Origin of the sequence: Nonomuraea sp. NPDC048892 (assembly GCF_040649735.1) — a bacterium.
Lineage (GTDB): Bacteria > Actinomycetota > Actinomycetes > Streptosporangiales > Streptosporangiaceae > Nonomuraea > Nonomuraea maheshkhaliensis.
In genome coordinates, this window is the sequence record NZ_JBEZFZ010000007.1 from 388,976 (window position 1) to 405,439 (window position 16,464).

The following is a 16,464-nucleotide window of genomic DNA, read 5'->3' on the forward strand; positions in this document are numbered from 1 at the left end:
GTCTTGACCACCGCACCCATCGCCGTCGCTCTCGACGCCCCCGACCTGGAGACCGCCGCCCGCTGGGCCTCCCTGGTCACCCCCCACGTCAGCACGGTCAAGGTGGGCCTGGAGCTCTACCTGCGCTACGGCCCCGACGTGATCGCCTCCGTGCGGGGGGCCAGCGGCGTGCGCGTGTTCCTCGACCTCAAGCTGCACGACATCCCCAACACCGTGGCCGGCGCCGCGCGTGCCGTGGCCCGGCTGCGGCCTTCGATCCTTACGGTGCACGCCGCCGGCGGGCCCGCCATGATCAGGGCCGCCGTCGAGTTCGCCCCGCACACCCAGATCGCCGCCGTGACCATCCTGACCTCGCTGACGGAGGGCGACCTGGAGCGCATCGGGCTGACCGGCCCCGCCGAGGACGCCGTACGCCGATTGGCAGCGCTGTCGGTCGAGGCGGGCGCGACGGCCCTGGTGTGCTCGCCCAACGAGGTCTCCGCCGTACGGGCGGAGGTCGGGAACGGGATCACGCTCATCACGCCCGGCGTGCGCCCCGTCGGGGCCGCCACGCAGGACCAGATGCGCGTGGCCACGCCGGAGCAGGCCCTGGCCGACGGGGCGGACCTGCTCGTCATCGGACGGCCGATCACGGGCTCGCCGGACCCGGGCGCGGCCGCCGCCGCCATCGCCGCCTCCCTGCGCCGCGCCTCCTGACACGCCGCCTGTCTGACGCCGCCTGTCTGACGCGGCGCCTCCTGGCGATCCGCCGACTCCGGTGCGCGTCGCCACGAGGGGGGCGTGGCGAGCGGCCGGCCGTGCGGTGAACGTCCCAGTGCGCCGAGGCGGGTGGCCGGACGCACGGTGAACGCCGCGACACGGTGTGGTGGCGTACGGTCGCGCGCGGGCACCGTGACGCGGCGCCGCGTGCGACACGCCCGCGACGCGCCGCTCACAAGATCATAATGCATCCGTGCAGGCCGCCGCGCACCCTTGGACGATCTGGTTTCGGCCCTGGTGCGGGCCGGGTTTCGGACATCGGCCGGTGTCGGAAAGGCGATCATCGTTGCGTTTCGCGACATCGGCGCGAGCCGACGCGTGAAGGCGGATGTGAGGGCGATTTGATCAGCAGAAGGTGATTTTACGCTTACGGAGAGTGATGAAGTGGATTTTGTGGGGAGAGAAACCGCTCTTGACGTTGCTTAGGGGGCGATGACCAGCTAGTTTCCCTTCCCGTCCGAGTACATCGACAGAAATTCGAGGTGACCCGGCGTGGCTCTTCCTCCCCTGACCCCTGAGCAGCGCGCCGCAGCCCTGGAGAAGGCTGCCAAGGCCCGTAAAGAGCGTGCCGAGGTCAAGAACCGGCTCAAGCATGGCGCGGTTTCTCTGGCTGAGGTGCTCAAGGATGGGCAGACCGACGACGTCATCGGCAAGATGAAGGTGTCGGCTTTGTTGGAATCGCTCCCCGGCGTGGGCAAGGTCCGCGCCAAGCAGCTCATGGAGCGGCTTGCCATCGCCGAGTCCCGCCGCGTGCGGGGTCTCGGTGCGAACCAGAGGGCCTCCCTCGAGCGCGAGTTCGGTGGCAACGAGAGCTAATCTCTGTTCCACAGGAAAGCGCGGGTTCAACGGGGGGTAGGAAGTGACCGACAGGTCCTGGTCCGGCGATGTCAGTGCCCACGAGGCGGTCGGACCCGGAACGGAGGTCGGCTTCCCACCCCTGAGAGACAAGCGCCTGACGGTCCTGTCCGGACCGTCGGGCGTCGGTAAGTCCACGGTAGTCGCCGAGCTCCGGCGGGCACACCCCGAGGTGTGGCTGTCGGTCTCGGTGACCACCAGGAGGCCCCGGCCCGGCGAGGTCAACGGGGTCCACTACTTCTTCGTCGACGGCGAGGAGTTCGACCGGCTGGTCGAGAGCGGCGAACTGCTGGAGTGGGCGGAGTTCGCCGGCAACCGCTACGGCACGCCGCGCGAGCCGGTGCTGAAGAAACTCGCCGACGGCGTACCGACCCTGCTGGAGATCGACCTCGAAGGCGCCCGCCAGGTGCGGGCCAGCATGCCTGAGGCGCTGCTGGTCTTCCTGGCCCCGCCCAGCTGGGAAGAGCTGGAGAAGCGGCTGCGCGGACGCGGCACCGAGCCCGAAGACGTCATCGCGCGCCGGCTGGAGGCCGGGCGGGTCGAGATGGCCGCCGAGAACGAGTTCGACCTCACCTTGGTCAACACGAGCGTCCAAGACGTGTGTCATCGCCTGATAGCCTTGATGACTGACCCTCAGGGGGTCACGACAACCACCAACCGAGAGGTCTGACATCGTGGCAGGCACCACCCCGGCCGCGGAGGGCATCACCAACCCGCCGATCGACGCGCTGCTCGACATCGTCGACAGCAAATACTCCCTGGTGATCATGGGTGCCAAGCGCGCCCGCCAGATCAACGCCTACTACTCCCAGCTCGGCGAGGGCCTGCTCGAATACGTCGGGCCGCTGGTCGAGACACACGCTCAGGAGAAGCCGCTGTCCATCGCGCTGCGCGAGGTCTCCGAGGGCCTGCTCAACGCCGAGCCCATCGAAGGCGCGGTCTGACCCCTTCGATGAAGGTCGTCCTGGGCGTCAGCGGCGGCATCGCCGCGTACAAGGCGTGTGAGCTGCTACGCCTGTTCACCGAGTCCGGCCACGAGGTGCGGGTCGTCCCGACCCGCGAAGCCTTGAAGTTCGTGGGCGCGCCCACCTGGGCCGCCCTGTCGGGCAACCCCGTGTCGGCGGAGGTGTGGGACGACGTCCACGAGGTGCCCCACGTGCGGATCGGCAAGGGGGCCGACCTCGTCGTGGTGGCGCCGGCGACGGCCGACGTGCTGGCCAGGGCCGCCCACGGGCTGGCCGGCGACCTGCTGACCAACACGCTGCTCACGGCCACGTGCCCGGTCGTCTTCGCGCCCGCGATGCACACCGAGATGTGGCAGCACGCCGCCACCCGCGCCAACGTCGCGACGCTCCGCTCGCGCGGGGCCGTCGTGATCGACCCGGCGGTCGGCCGGCTCACCGGCGCCGATACCGGGCCAGGGCGGCTGCCCGACCCGGCCGAGATCTTCCAGGTGTGCCTGCGCGTGCTCCGCGGCCGGCCCCGTGACCTGGCCGGGCGCAAGGTCGTCGTCTCCGCGGGCGGCACCCGCGAGGCCATCGACCCCGTCCGCTTCATCGGCAACCGCTCCACCGGGCTGCAGGGTTACGCCCTCGCCAGGACCGCCGCCGCCAGGGGTGCCGAGGTGACGCTGGTCGCGGCCAACGTCACGCTCCCCGACCCCGCGGGGGCCGCGATGGTGCGGGTCGAGTCCACGGCGCAGCTGCGCGAGGCCGTGCTGGCCGCCTCCGCCGATGCCGACGTGGTGGTCATGGCCGCCGCGGTCGCCGACTTCCGTCCCGAGACGCGCCACGACGCCAAGATCAAGAAGACCGAAGGCGAGCCCGAGGCGATCCGGCTGGTCAAGAACCCCGACATCCTCGCCGAGCTCGGCGAGCGCCGCCGCGCCGCGCTGGCGGACGGCGGCCTCGCGGACGGGGGGCTCGCGGACGGGGGCCTCGCGGACGGGGGCCTCGCGGTGGGTGCGGAGCCGCGGGAACGCGGGGGCGCGGTGCCGGTCGGAGGCGGCACGCGTGGGCGTCAGGACGTGGCGACGGCGGCCGGGAACGGGTCCGAGCGCCCGGGCGCGGTGCTGCCGCGGGTCATCGTCGGGTTCGCGGCCGAGACGCACGACGTGCTCGCCAACGGGCAGGCCAAGCTCGCCCGCAAGGGATGTGACCTCCTGGTCGTCAACCAGGTGGGGGAGGGGCTGGCCTTCGGCACCGCCGGCAACGCGGCCACCGTGCTGGTGGCGGGCGGCGAGGCGGTCGAGGTGCCGTTCGGGCCCAAGGAGGACCTGGCCGACGTGGTCTGGGACCTCGTGGCCGCTCGTCTCCCCTGAAACACCCCCAAACCCCGCATACTGGACACGACGCCCATCTGTCGTACAAAGCGTTCATAACCAATTACTCGATCACCTGTTGCAACACCCCCAGACGCCTGCGGATACTTAGGTCGAAGGGGGATGGAATGCCGGTTGGTTCCGCTGTCAGGGATCGTTGTAGGACGCTGCTCGGAGACCAAGGGGAGATTCACTACGTCTTCCCTGCCTTCTGCTCAGGCGCGGAGGGAACGGGGAATTTCCTCATCGTGGTCACCAGTTCCGCCATATCCGTCCTGGCCACCAGGACACTGCGCTCCGATCGGCCCGTGTCGGTGTTCGCGGAGTTCCCGCGCGACACCAGGCTCGGGCCCATCCTGCCCGGCCACGTGATCGAGCTGGGGTCGATGGTGTTCGAGTTCGACGAGGAGTACGCCGCCGTGGTGTCGGCCGCCGACGCGGAGATGTTCGCGCCGGAGACCCTCCCGCCCGATCCGCTGCCCGAACTGTGACGGCGGTCAGATGGTGGACGGTTTCGCGACCTGGCGCCGGGTAGGGCTAGACTTCGGCGAGGCCCAGGCATGCTCATGCGCCCCGGGCCTTACATACGTCAGCAGCCGCTGCATGAGGAGCCACTGAGTTGTCACGTCGCCTGTTCACCTCCGAGTCGGTCACCGAGGGCCACCCGGACAAGATCGCTGACCAGATCAGTGACGCGATTCTCGACACCATGCTGAAGGACGACCCCAAGAGCCGTGTCGCCGTCGAGACTCTGATCACTACCGGCCAGGTCCACGTCGCAGGCGAGGTCACGACCGAGACCTACGTCGACATCCCCGGCGTCATCAGGGAGAAGATCCTCGAGATCGGCTACGACGCCTCGCACAAGGGCTTCGACGGCGCCTCCTGCGGTGTGTCGGTGTCCATCGGCGCGCAGTCGCCCGACATCGCCCAGGGCGTCGACGACGCCTACGAGCACCGCGTGGGCGGCGACGACGACGAGCTCGACCGCCAGGGCGCCGGCGACCAGGGCCTCATGTTCGGCTACGCCTGCCGCGAGACCCCCGAGCTGATGCCGCTGCCGATCACGCTCGCCCACCGGCTGGCCCAGCGCCTGTCCGCGGTGCGCAAGTCCGGCACGGTCCCCTACCTGCGCCCCGACGGCAAGACCCAGGTCACCATCGAGTACGACGGCGACACGCCGGTCCGCCTCGACACCGTGGTCGTCTCCACGCAGCACGCCGCCGAGATCGACCTCAAGGAGATGCTGACGCCCGACATCAAGGAGCACGTGGTCGACCCCGTGCTCAAGGACGTCGAGATCGACACCGAGGGCTACCGGCTGCTGGTCAACCCGACCGGGCGCTTCGAGATCGGCGGGCCGATGGGCGACGCCGGCCTCACCGGCCGCAAGATCATCATCGACACCTACGGCGGCATGGCCCGCCACGGTGGCGGCGCCTTCTCCGGCAAGGACCCGTCCAAGGTCGACCGCTCGGCCGCCTACGCCATGCGCTGGGTCGCCAAGAACGTCGTCGCGGCCGGGCTCGCCGACCGGTGCGAGGTGCAGGTGGCGTACGCGATCGGCAAGGCGCAGCCGGTGGGTCTGTTCGTCGAGTGCTTCGGCACCGAGAAGATCGAAGTGGAGAAGATCCAGGCCGCGGTGCTGCAGGTGTTCGACCTGCGTCCGGCCGCGATCATCCGCGACCTCGACCTGCTGCGGCCGATCTACTCGGAGACCGCCGCCTACGGCCACTTCGGCCGTGAGGGCTTCTCCTGGGAGTCCACCGACCGCGCCGAGGCCCTGCGCACCGCCGCCGGCCTCTGACACCCACCGCGGCGTGACTTTGCGCTGCGGGCTGACTTGCGCTGCGGGCTGACCGCCGCAGCCCGGCCTGACTTGCGCTGCGGGCGCTCCAGGCTTCTCGCCGACGACCGGCGCCGCCCTCAGGGGTGGCACCGGTCGTCGGCGCACGTCCCCATGACCTGGCCCGCCGTGCGGACCGGCGTGGTGACGTCCGTAGGGACTGACGCACTCGACGGGCGTCATGCCCGCTCGGCCTTGTGTGTTCCGGTGGATTGGCGCGGTTGTGCGGCCCGGGGTCGTCGCGCGGGGCGGGGTCAGCGCGTGGGTGGTGGACGTGCCCGTGTGGGTGTCGTGCTGTGGAGTCGATGTGTCCTGCCACGCCGCGCCGGGGCCGATGCCGGTCGGTGCCGGGGTGTCGTCATCGTGCTGGGTCGGCGCGTCCGAGGTGCGTGCCCGTGGTGCCGGGTTGGCTTGCCGCTGGGCGGTCGGGTGGCCGATGGGGCGTGGGCGATTCGGGGCGTGGAGGTCTGGTAGACGTTATGCGTGACCCACTCCTCCGACGACGCCCTCCTGCCGCTCGAAGCCGTGCGGCCCGTGACGTCGGCGAAGGACACCAAGGGGGCGCCCGTCCCGGCTCCGGACAACCCCGTGGCGCGGGTCGCCGTGGACAGCCCGCTGCCGCACCTCGACCGGCTCTTCGACTACCTGATCCCCGCCTCACTGCATGAGACGGCCCAGCCGGGCGTGCGCGTGCGGGTGCGGTTCGCGGGCAAGCTCGTGGACGGGTTCCTGCTGGAACGAGTGGCGGCGAGCGATCACGAGGGCAAGCTCACCCCGCTGGAACGGGTGGTGTCGCCCGAGCGGGTGCTCACCCCCGAGATCGCAGGGCTGGCCAGGGCGGTCGCCGACCGGTACGCGGGCACCCTGACCGACGTCCTCCGCCTGGCCGTCCCACCCCGCCACGCCAAGGCCGAGGCGGAGGCCCCCAAGGAACTCCCCAAGGAGACGCAGCCCGCCGAGGAGGCAGCCGGAGAGGCTCCCAAGGAGGCTCAGCCCACCGAGGAGGCCGCCGGAAAAGCCGCCGAGGAGGCCGCAGGAAAGGCGCCCGAGGAGGCTCGGCCCGCCAAGGAGGGCGCCAGAGAGGCCCTCAAGGAGGCTCGGCCCGCGATGGAGGTCCCCCGAGAGGCTCCCAAGGCGGTCCAGCCCCCCAAGACGGCCTCCGAGGAGCCGGGATCGCCCGGCCAGCCGGAGCCCGCGACGACGCCGGAATCGTCGATCCCCGAGCCGGCGGCCATCCCGAACGCGCCGGTGGGGGCCGGGCCGAGTGCCTGGGACGCGTACCCGGCCGGGGCCTCGTTCCTCGACGCGCTGCGTGACGGCCGCACGCCCCGAGCCGTCTGGTCGGCGCTGCCCGGCGCGAAGGGCTGGGCGGGTCCCGTGGCCGAGGCCGTGCGGGCCACGCTCGACGGCGGCAGGGGAGCGGTCGTCGTAGTCCCAGACGGCAAGGACGTGGCGCTGGCCGACGCCGAGTTCGCCCGCCTGCTCGGCCCGGGCAGGCATGTGGCGCTGACGGCCGACCTGGGTCCGGCGGAACGGTACCGGCGGTGGCTGAAGGTCCTGAGAGGCCAGGTGCGCGCCGTCGTCGGCACCAGGGCCGCCATGTTCGCCCCCGTCGCCGGGCTCGGCCTGGTCGCCATCTGGGACGACGGAGACGACCTGCACGCCGAGCGCCTGGCCCCCTACCCGCACGCCCGCGAGGTGCTCGGGCTGCGTGCCCACAGGACGGGTGCGGGGATGCTGATCGGCGGCTACGCCCGTACCGCCGAGGCCACCCAGCTCGTGGCCGGCGGCTGGGCCAGGCCGATCGTGGCCGCCCGTACGACGATCAGGAGCCTGGCCCCGCGCGTGCACCCGACCGGCGAGGACGCCGAGCTGGCCAAGGACCAGGCGGCCAGGCAGGCCCGGCTGCCGAGCATCGCCTGGCGGGCCCTGCGTCACGGGCTGGAGCGCGGCCCCGTGCTCGTCCAGGTGCCCAGGCGCGGCTATCTGCCCTCCCTGGCCTGCCAGCACTGCCGTACCCCGGCCCGCTGCGCCCTGCCGCCCACCAGGACGGCCGCGCCCCAGGCGGAGGTGCCGCTGGCCGAGGCGGGGCCGCTGTGCCACGGCCCGCTCGCGCTCAGGGGCGGCCACGCGGCGCCGTACTGCCGCTGGTGCGGCCGGGTGGACGCGGACTGGCGCTGCGCCTCCTGCGGCAGCCCGCGGCTGCGTGCGGTGGTCACGGGGGCCAGGCGCACGGCGGAGGAGCTCGGCCGGGCCTTCCCGTCCGTGCCGGTGCGCACGTCCGGCCGTGACGGCGTGCTGGCCACCGTGCCGGGCACCCGCGCGCTGGTCGTCTCCACCCCCGGCGCCGAGCCGGTGGCGGACGGCGGTTACGCGGCGGCCGTGCTGCTCGACGGGTGGGCGCTGCTCGGGCGGGCCGACCTGCGGGCGGGGGAGGAGACCGTACGAAGGTGGATGAACGCCGCGGCCCTCCTGCGCCCCGCCGCCGAGCTGGTGGTGCTCGGCGACGCCGCGCTGCCCGCCGTACAGGCGCTGCTGCGGTGGGATCCGGTCACCCACGCCGAGCGCGAGCTCGGCGACCGTGCCGAGCTGGGCTTCCCGCCGGCGGTGCGGATGGCCACGCTCACCGGCGTGGCCAGCGCGGTCAGGCAGATGCTCGACGAGGTACGCCTGCCGCCCGACGCCCAGGTGCTCGGCCCCGTGCCGGTGGACGAGGCCGGCCAGGAACGCGCCATGATCCGGGTACGCAGAGGGGGCGGAGCCGCCCTGTCCGCCGCGCTCAAAGGGGCCATTGGGGTGCGTGCGGCGCGTAAGACGCCTGATGTCGTGAGGGTGAGTGTCGACCCGCTCGACCTGATTTAGACCGTTTCCCCGATTCGCTCATACCGTTGGGTAGCCGTTAGCGTGCCCCTGTGTCGATCGAATGGGTGAACCAGGCCATCGACGACCTGCGTGCTTGGGGGCGGGCGCGGGAAGTCGAAGTGGACGCGGACGAGGTCCGCCTGCTCTGCGACTACGCCAGCGACTACCTCAACGTCAACGAACTGGGCGACTTCACTCCCGAGACCTTCGACGAGTTGCTGCTGTCCATCTACCCGCGCAAGGTCATCGCCCCGCCGGAGAGCGCGCCCGAGACCGTCGCCGCCGCCCGCACGCTCGTCGCCTACCTGAGCGAGGCGGGCCACGTGAGCGCGGCCACCGTGACGCTCATGCGCGAGCGGCTCGACGACATCGCGACCCGCATGCCAGGCGCCCTCGCCGACGAGGCGAACTTCGGCATGGCCAAGAGCCTGTTCAGCTCCATCGGCCCCGAGTCGCTCGAGCAGTCGGTCGCCATTCCCTCGGGTGAGCTGCCCGACCTGGGCGAGGCGCCCTGCGACTGTCCCGGCTGCACCCCGCTGCCCGCCGTACGGCTGGCCGAGCCCGACGAGCTGCGCGCCGCGCTGGCGGACGTGCCGATGCTGGCCGAGGAGCCGCTGCCCGGCGGCGACGACCCGCTCGACGCCTGGGCGGCCCGCGTCGCCCGCCTGCTCGAACAGGACACCGGCGGCGCCGTCACCGGCTCGGCGGAGCTCGACGAGAGCCTCTATGACCTGTTCGACATGCTCTACCGCCTCCAGGTGCGGGTGCCCGTCACCGTGGTCGGCGACTACCTCGACGAGATCGCCGGCGGCGCCGACCTCGACACCGTGCTCGGCCGGCTGGAGTGGAGCGGCATGCTTCAGGTCTCCGGCGACACCGCGGAGCTCACGCCGCTCGGCGTCTGGGCGCTGCGCGAGCACTACCTCTCGCTCGGCGTCGAGGCTCCCCAGGCCCCCGACCTGGCCGAGGCCGACGCGCACGGGCTCATCGAAGGGCTGCTCGAAGGCGTGCCGACCGAGCTGGCCGAGGCCGACATCGACCGCTGGCTGTCCGGCCGGGTGCCAGGAGAGGCCGCCGCCGAGCTGCTCGCCGCCGCCTCCGGCGCGCCCGCCGTGGCCCGCGGCATCGCCATCACCATCGTCGACCGGCTCGGCGCCGAGGCCGAGGCCCGGATCCGCGACTACCTGGAGGACCAGGAGCTGCGGCCGCACGCCATCCACTGGCTGGCCGCGCGCGGCCTGCCCGCGCCACAGCTCACCCAGGAGGAGCTGCTCTGGGTCAGTGTCGACATGCTGGCCCTGGCGATGCCCGCGGCCGAGGAGGAGCCCGAGATCTTCGCCGAGAACATGGCGGCCTCCGGTCCTCCCGCCCATCTCATCGAGGAGATGTGGCGGGTCGACCACCCAGACGTCGTCGACGTCCTCGAACTGCTCGGACGCTCGATCCCCGACGGAACGGTGGCCAAGGCGGCGCGTAAGGCGGCGTTCAAAGCCCGCTCCCGCGCCATCCGTTGAGTACGCTCATGTGACCGGTGTGCAGTAAGTTTCGTGGGTGGCAAACAATGTCTTCGACCTCGCCGAGCTGCGCAAGCTGATCGATGAGCAGGCCGCCGTGCCGCCACGGCCCCCTGAGGAGACTCCCGTGGAGCACGAGGCGCTGACGTTCCCGCCGGTCCTCCTCGCACCCGACGCGGAGCTGGCCAAAGCGGTGCCCTCGGTGCCGCTCGTCGCCGACGCGATCAGGCTCACCTCCTGGACGGGCAACCGCCAGGTGAGCCCCGAGGGGCACCTGAGCGAGGCCGACGCGGCCGCCGCGGCCGATGACCTCGGCCTGCCGGCCGGGCGGCTGCGCCTCATCTGGATCGTCGCCGTCAACACCGGGCTGCTGCAGATCCTCGGCGGCCGTGCCTCGCGCGGGCCGCTGTCGATGCAGCTCACGGTGGAGGCCACGCTGGAGTTCTGGGACGGCGTGGTGATGGACGTGCTCGACCGCGCCGACGACGGCCTGACCGGCTCGGCCGTGGTCGACGGCCACCTGGCCGAGATGCTGGCCACGATCTACTCCGTACGCTCCGGCGTGGCCACCGCCAACCTCGCGCGGGGCATCCTGCAGTCCCACGAGGTCGCCTGCGCGCCCGGCCCGGTCGAGATGCGCAGGATCGCCGCCGCGCTGCCCGCGGAGCTGCTGGAGGCGCTGTCGCTGCTGACCTACTGCGGCCTGGTCGAGCAGACCCCCGCCGGTCGCACCGCGCTCACCCCGCTCGGCGTCTGGGCCGTCCGCCGCGACCTGCTGCGCGAGGGGCACGACGCGCCGACCGCGGCCGAGGTGGAGGTGTTCGCCGACCTGTCGGCGGCCGAGCTGGTGGAGGCGCTGGTCAAGGGCAGCGCCACGCAGAGCGCGGTGGCCGGGTGGCTGGAGCGGCGCGCGCCCGAGTCGGCCGCCCGCGACCTGATCGAGATCGCCAAGTCCGGCACGGCGGGCCAGCGCGGCGCCGTCGGCGCCATCCTGGAGGAGCTCGGCCCCGAGGCCGAGGCTCCCGTCCGGGAGGCGCTCGACCACCCGCTGATGCGCCGCTACGCCGCCTCCTGGCTGCACATCCGCGACCTCCCCGCCCCCACGCTGAGCTCCGACGACCACACCTGGATCGCGGTCGACTCGCTGGCGGCGCTCATGCACCTGTCGGCGCCCGCCGCGGGCCGGCTCGACCCGCCTGAGCCGGGCGAAGACCTGATCAAGCTCGTACGCGAGATGCCCGCGGTCGGCCATCCCGACACGATCGCCGTCCTCGACATGCTCGCCACGGCCCACGACGACCAGGCCGTGGTGAAGGCCGCGCGCAAGGCCGCGATGAAGGCCCGCTCGCTGGCCCACACCCACTCGGGGTCGGCGGGCCAGGGCCGGTAGCGGGGTCCGCGCCGGCACTGTGAGGACGGCGGGCCGGGGCCGGTGGCTGCACTAAACTGACCTGGTCCCGCGTACCGAGAAACGGAGTGACCCCTTGGCGATCCAGCCCATCCGGCTGTTCGGAGACCCGGTGCTGCGCACCCCGGCGACCCCCGTCGCCGACTTCGACAAGGAGCTCCGCAAGCTGGTCAAAGACCTCACCGACACGATGATGGACGCACCGGGCGCCGGCCTCGCCGCCCCGCAGATCGGCGTCGGGCTGCGCGTGTTCACCTACTACGTCGACGACCAGGTCGGCCACCTGATCAACCCCGACCTCGACCTGTCCGACGAGTGCGACGAGGAGGGCGAGGAGGGCTGCCTGTCCTTCCCCGGCCTGTCGTTCCCGACGCCGCGCGCCGTCCGCGCCGTGGCCAAGGGCTTCAACATGCACGGCGAGCCCGTCATGCTGGAGGGCACCGACCTGATGGCCCGGTGCTTCCAGCACGAGACCGACCACCTCGACGGCATCCTGTTCATCGACCGGATGGACCCCAAGCAGCGCAAGCTGGCCATGAAGGCCGTGCGCGAGGCGGAGTGGAGCGGCCTGGCCGCCCCCGTCATCAGGATGTCGCCCCACGCCACCGGCGGAAAGGCACTCTGAGAGCATGCGCCTGGTCTTCGCGGGCACGCCCGAGACGGCGCTGCCGTCACTGCGCACCCTGATCGACTCGCCCCGGCACGACGTCGTGGCCGTCGTCACCCGTCCCGACGCCCAGTCCGGCCGGGGGCGCAAGGTCCATCCGTCGCCGGTGGCGGAGCTCGCCGAAGAGGCGGGCATCGAGGTGCTGCGCCCGCAGAAGGCCGGCGACCCGGCCTTCCTCGACCGGCTGCGCGAGCTCGCGCCCGACTGCTGCCCCGTCGTGGCCTACGGCGCGCTGCTGCCGCAGGTGGCGCTCGACGTGCCCCGGCACGGCTGGATCAACCTGCACTTCTCGATCCTGCCCGCCTGGCGCGGAGCCGCCCCCGTGCAACACGCGATCCTGCACGGCGACGAGATCACCGGGGCGAGCACGTTCCAGATCGTCAAAGAGCTGGACGCCGGGCCGGTCTACGGCGTGGTGACCGAGGAGATCCGCGCGTCCGACACCAGCGGGACCCTCCTGGAGCGGCTGTCGATCTCCGGGGCCGGGCTGCTCGCCGCCACCCTCGACGGCGTCGAGGACGGCACCTTGGAGGCCAGGCCGCAACCGGCCGACGGCGTCACCATCGCGCCCAAGATCTCCGTCGCGGACGCCCGCGTCGACTGGACCAAGCCCGCCATGCACATCGACCGGCTCATCCGGGCCTGCACGCCCGGCCCGGGGGCGTGGACGGAGTTCCGCGGCCAGCGGGTCAAGCTGGGGGCGGCGCGGGTGGCCGAGGGCGAGCGCTCGGCGCCGGGCGAGATCGTCGCCACCAAGACGACCGTGCTGGTCGGCACCGCCACCGACGCGCTGCTGCTGGGCGAGGTGCAACCGCAGGGCAAGCGGGTGATGCAGGCCGGCGAGTGGGCCCGCGGGGTCCGCCCGGAGGCCAAGGAGAGCTTCACGTGATCGAGCCCGCTGCTCTGCGCTGGAAGCGGGCCGTACGCGTCCGGATGGCCGCCCGTCCGGGCCTGGATGAGAGTTCGACGTGATGAGGGCCAGGGGGAGCCAGGGATCCGGCGGCACGGGCGGGTCCGGTGGCGGCTACACGGGTGGCGGCGGCTCCGGCGGCGGCCGAGGCGGCTATACGGGTGGCGGCAGAAGCAGCGGCTCGGGCGGCGGCAGGAGCAGTGGCTCGGGCGGTGGTTCGGGCGGTGGCAGGAGCGGCAACACGAGCGGCAATACGGGCGGCGACAGGCGCGGCAACACGGGTGGCGGCAGGAGCGGCGGTTCGGGTGGCGGGGGGGACCGCGCGGGACGGCAGCGCAGGCCCGCCCGTGACCCGGCACGCAACGCCGCCTTCGACGTCGTGCGCGCCGTCGACGAGCGTGACGCGTACGCCAACCTGCTCCTGCCGCGCCTCCTGCGCGAGCGCGGCATCAAGGGGCGCGACGCCGCGCTGGCGACCGAGCTCGCCTACGGGACGCTGCGCGGGCTCGGCACCTACGACGCGGTCATCGAGATGTGCAGCGACCGCGAGCCCGACCCCGACGTGCGCGACGCGCTGCGGCTCGGCGCCCACCAGCTCCTGCGCATGCGCGTCCCGCCGCACGCCGCAGTCGGCACCACCGTCGACCTCGTACGCCTGCGCATCGGCCAGGGGGCGGCCAAGTTCGTCAACGCGGTGCTGCGCAAGATCGCGTCGAGGACGATCGAGGAATGGATACCCATCGTCGCGCCCGACCCGTCCGACGACCCCGTCGGCCACCTCGCCGTCGCCCACGGCCATCCCCGGTGGATCGTCTCCGCCTTCCGCGACGTGCTGGGTCCCGGTGACGAACTGGCCGACCTGCTCGCCGCCGACAACGCCAGGCCCCTGGTGACGCTCGTGGCGCGGCCGGGGCGCAGCTCGGTGGCGGAGCTCGAAGATTCGGGCGCCCTGCCTGGGCGCTACTCGCCGTACGCCGCCTACCTGCGCGAAGGCGACCCCGGTCAGATCGAGGCGGTGGCCGAGACCCGCGCCGCCGTCCAGGACGAGGCCAGCCAGCTGGTCGCGCTCGCCCTGACCAGGGTGCCGCTCGACGGGGACGGCGACGAGGTGTGGCTCGACATGTGCGCCGGCCCCGGAGGCAAGGCCGGCCTCCTGGACGCCATCGCCGTCCACGGCGACCTGGCCGGCCTGGACGCCGAGTCCCGCGTTGGCGATGCCGCGCGCACGGAGGATGGCGCCGGCGCGGGTTCGGGCGTGGACTCCGGTACGGGTGTTGGCTCGGCTTCGGGCGTGGGCTCTGGCTCGGGCGTTGGCACGAGTTCGGGCGTTGGCTCAGGTTCGGATGAGGGCGTTGGTTCGGGTTCGGGTGAGGGGCTGGGAGAGGCGTTTCCCGGTGGGGCGCGGGTGCTGGCTGCTGACGTGCAGTATCACCGGGCGCGGCTGGTGTGGGAGACGACCAGGGACGCGACGGTCGTCACCGCCGACGGCACCGAGCCCGCGTGGCGGCCCGGCGTGTTCGACCGGGTCATGCTCGACGCCCCCTGCACCGGGCTCGGCGCGCTGCGGCGGCGGCCCGAGGCGCGCTGGCGCCGCGACCCCGCCGGCATCGCCGACCTGGGCAAGCTGCAGCGGAGCCTGCTTCAGACGGCGCTCGACGCGGTGCGCCCAGGCGGTGTCGTCGCGTACGTCACCTGCTCCCCGCACCTGGCCGAGACCCGGGTCGTGATCGGCGACGTCCTGGCCCGCAGAGACGATGTCGAACAGCTCGACGCCCGCGCTTACCTGCCCGAGGTGGACAGGCTCGGCGACGGGCCGCACGCCCAGTTCTGGCCCCACCGCCACGGCACCGACGCCATGTTCCTGGCCCTCCTGCGCAAACGCCCCTAACCCATCCTCATAGCCGCCGTCCCAACGAGGGAACACAGGCGGCCGTTCCGGAGCGACACGATCGAGCACCCCATCGGTTCGGGCCAGAGGTGCTGGGGCGGAGACAGGGGCGCGACTCCAGGCGTGCGGGACGTTGGTGTCGGCTGTGCTTGGCTGACGCGCGAGGACGTGCGTGCTGGCGAGGGTGGGGGCGAAGTGCCGGGCTGGGACCGTTGGTGGATCAGTTGACCGGACGTGCCGTGACTCGACGCCGGGTGTGGGATGCGGCTTGGGTGACCGTCGCGTGGGGTGGGGGTGTCGGGGTGGGATCGTGTCAGGGTTCGGTGGGCGGATGACGGGCAGCGGTGCGGGGTTGTGATCGGTGGGTGCGTTGTCTGGCGTGGTGGAAGGGGCGTGTGGTCCGATCGACGGCGTGGATCTCCTCGATGACCTTCACCTGGCGGAGCTGGGGCCGATCATCTGGCTTCAGGGCTTGCCCGACGCCGTGCGCCCCGTGCTGGAGCTGGTGTCGGTGTTCGGCACGGACACGTTCTTCCTGCTCTGCCTGCCGGTGCTCTACTGGTGCGTGAGCCCGGCGCTGGGTCTGCGGCTCGGGCTCGTGGTTCTGCTGGCCGCCGCCACGAACATGATCGGCAAGCTGGCCGCGCACCAGCCCAGGCCGTACTGGATCGACGCCAGGGTTCAGCCGCTGTCGGTCGAGGGGGCGTTCGGGCTGCCGTCTGGGCATGCCCAGAACGGCACCGCGGGCCTGGGCCGGCTCGCCTCCGAGGTGGGACGGCCGTGGGCGTGGTGGGCGGCGGGGTCGTTGATCGCGCTGGTGTGTCTGAGCAGGGTGTATCTGGGCGTGCACTTCATCTCCGACGTGGTGGCCGGGGTGTTGCTGGGGCTGGTCGTCCTGCTCGTGGCGAACCGGATGGAGCGGCCCGCCACGCGCTGGTGGCACGGCCTTCCGCTGTGGGCGCAGCTCGTCGCCTCGGCGGGGCTGTCCGCCGCGCTGATCGGCGCCGCCGCGCTGGCCAACGCGCCGTACGCCGGATGGGTCGTGCCGCGTAGCTGGAGCTCGGCCGGCGTGATCGATCCCGAGAGTCTGGAGCCGATCGTCATCATGGCGGGCGTGCTGCTGGGCACGCTGGCCGGGACGTCGATCATGTACCGGCTCGGCTGGTTCGACGCGGGCGGCCCGCTGCGGTTGCGCGCCGCTCGCTGGGCGCTCGGCACGGTCGTGGCGGTGGCCATCTGGTACGCCGGCCGCGAACTGCTGCCGGGCGGTGCGGTGGCCACGTACGTCGGGTACGCGCTGCTGGCCCTGTGGGTGCAGGTGGGCGCGCCTGTGCTGTTCATCAGGCTCGGGCTCATGTCGCGCCCCACACGGGAGAAGGCCACCCGCTGAGATGGCCCCGGGGGAGATGGCCCCTGGGGGCCGACCGTGGCAGGT

14 protein-coding genes are annotated in these 16,464 nt (G+C 72.6%); all 14 read left to right on the forward strand.

Annotated elements, in window-relative coordinates; translation table 11 throughout:
* The first annotated feature begins 3 nt into the window (after positions 1-3).
* The 14 genes from pyrF to AB0C28_RS25945 all read left to right on the forward strand — a co-directional run bounded on the left by pyrF (position 4) and on the right by AB0C28_RS25945 (position 16,419).
* Positions 4-696: an orotidine-5'-phosphate decarboxylase gene (gene pyrF, locus AB0C28_RS25880; RefSeq protein WP_358077977.1), complete on the forward strand. Its 693-nt coding sequence runs from the start codon at positions 4-6 to the stop codon at positions 694-696.
* Positions 697-1,251: 555 nt separating this feature from the next.
* Positions 1,252-1,575, forward strand: a complete 324-nt coding sequence (mihF, locus tag AB0C28_RS25885; RefSeq protein ID WP_020541698.1) for an integration host factor, actinobacterial type — start codon at positions 1,252-1,254, stop codon at positions 1,573-1,575.
* Between the two features lie 121 nt (positions 1,576-1,696).
* Complete coding sequence (gmk, locus tag AB0C28_RS25890; RefSeq protein WP_357852490.1) at positions 1,697-2,284, forward strand: guanylate kinase; 588 nt, start codon at positions 1,697-1,699, stop codon at positions 2,282-2,284.
* Positions 2,285-2,288: 4 nt separating this feature from the next.
* Positions 2,289-2,558 carry a DNA-directed RNA polymerase subunit omega gene (rpoZ, locus tag AB0C28_RS25895; RefSeq protein WP_043638590.1) on the forward strand — a complete coding sequence of 90 codons (270 nt, stop codon included), beginning with the start codon at positions 2,289-2,291 and terminating at the stop codon, positions 2,556-2,558.
* Between the two features lie 8 nt (positions 2,559-2,566).
* A complete protein-coding gene (gene coaBC / locus AB0C28_RS25900) occupies positions 2,567-3,934 on the forward strand; it encodes a bifunctional phosphopantothenoylcysteine decarboxylase/phosphopantothenate--cysteine ligase CoaBC (protein ID WP_358077980.1) in 1,368 nt (455 codons plus the stop codon).
* 248 nt (positions 3,935-4,182) lie between these two features.
* The gene (locus tag AB0C28_RS25905; protein WP_357852155.1) at positions 4,183-4,425 is read left to right on the forward strand and encodes a hypothetical protein; all 243 of its coding nucleotides are present in this window, start codon (positions 4,183-4,185) and stop codon (positions 4,423-4,425) included.
* Between the two features lie 128 nt (positions 4,426-4,553).
* Complete coding sequence (gene metK, locus AB0C28_RS25910; RefSeq protein WP_358077983.1) at positions 4,554-5,741, forward strand: methionine adenosyltransferase; 1,188 nt, start codon at positions 4,554-4,556, stop codon at positions 5,739-5,741.
* Between the two features lie 564 nt (positions 5,742-6,305).
* Positions 6,306-8,642: a primosome assembly protein PriA gene (locus tag AB0C28_RS25915; protein ID WP_358078127.1), complete on the forward strand. Its 2,337-nt coding sequence runs from the start codon at positions 6,306-6,308 to the stop codon at positions 8,640-8,642.
* Positions 8,643-8,692: 50 nt separating this feature from the next.
* On the forward strand, positions 8,693-10,156 hold the full coding sequence (locus AB0C28_RS25920; RefSeq protein ID WP_358077986.1) for a hypothetical protein: 1,464 nt from the start codon (positions 8,693-8,695) through the stop codon (positions 10,154-10,156).
* A 37-nt stretch (positions 10,157-10,193) separates the two neighbouring features.
* Complete coding sequence (locus tag AB0C28_RS25925; RefSeq protein WP_357852163.1) at positions 10,194-11,546, forward strand: hypothetical protein; 1,353 nt, start codon at positions 10,194-10,196, stop codon at positions 11,544-11,546.
* A gap of 94 nt (positions 11,547-11,640) precedes the next feature.
* A complete protein-coding gene (gene def / locus AB0C28_RS25930; RefSeq protein WP_106244554.1) occupies positions 11,641-12,189 on the forward strand; it encodes a peptide deformylase in 549 nt (182 codons plus the stop codon).
* A 4-nt stretch (positions 12,190-12,193) separates the two neighbouring features.
* Positions 12,194-13,120, forward strand: a complete 927-nt coding sequence (gene fmt, locus AB0C28_RS25935; protein ID WP_358077989.1) for a methionyl-tRNA formyltransferase — start codon at positions 12,194-12,196, stop codon at positions 13,118-13,120.
* A gap of 82 nt (positions 13,121-13,202) precedes the next feature.
* A complete protein-coding gene (locus AB0C28_RS25940; RefSeq protein ID WP_358077992.1) occupies positions 13,203-15,029 on the forward strand; it encodes a transcription antitermination factor NusB in 1,827 nt (608 codons plus the stop codon).
* 412 nt (positions 15,030-15,441) lie between these two features.
* Positions 15,442-16,419, forward strand: a complete 978-nt coding sequence (locus AB0C28_RS25945; protein ID WP_357852173.1) for a phosphatase PAP2 family protein — start codon at positions 15,442-15,444, stop codon at positions 16,417-16,419.
* The last annotated feature ends 45 nt before the right edge of the window (positions 16,420-16,464 follow it).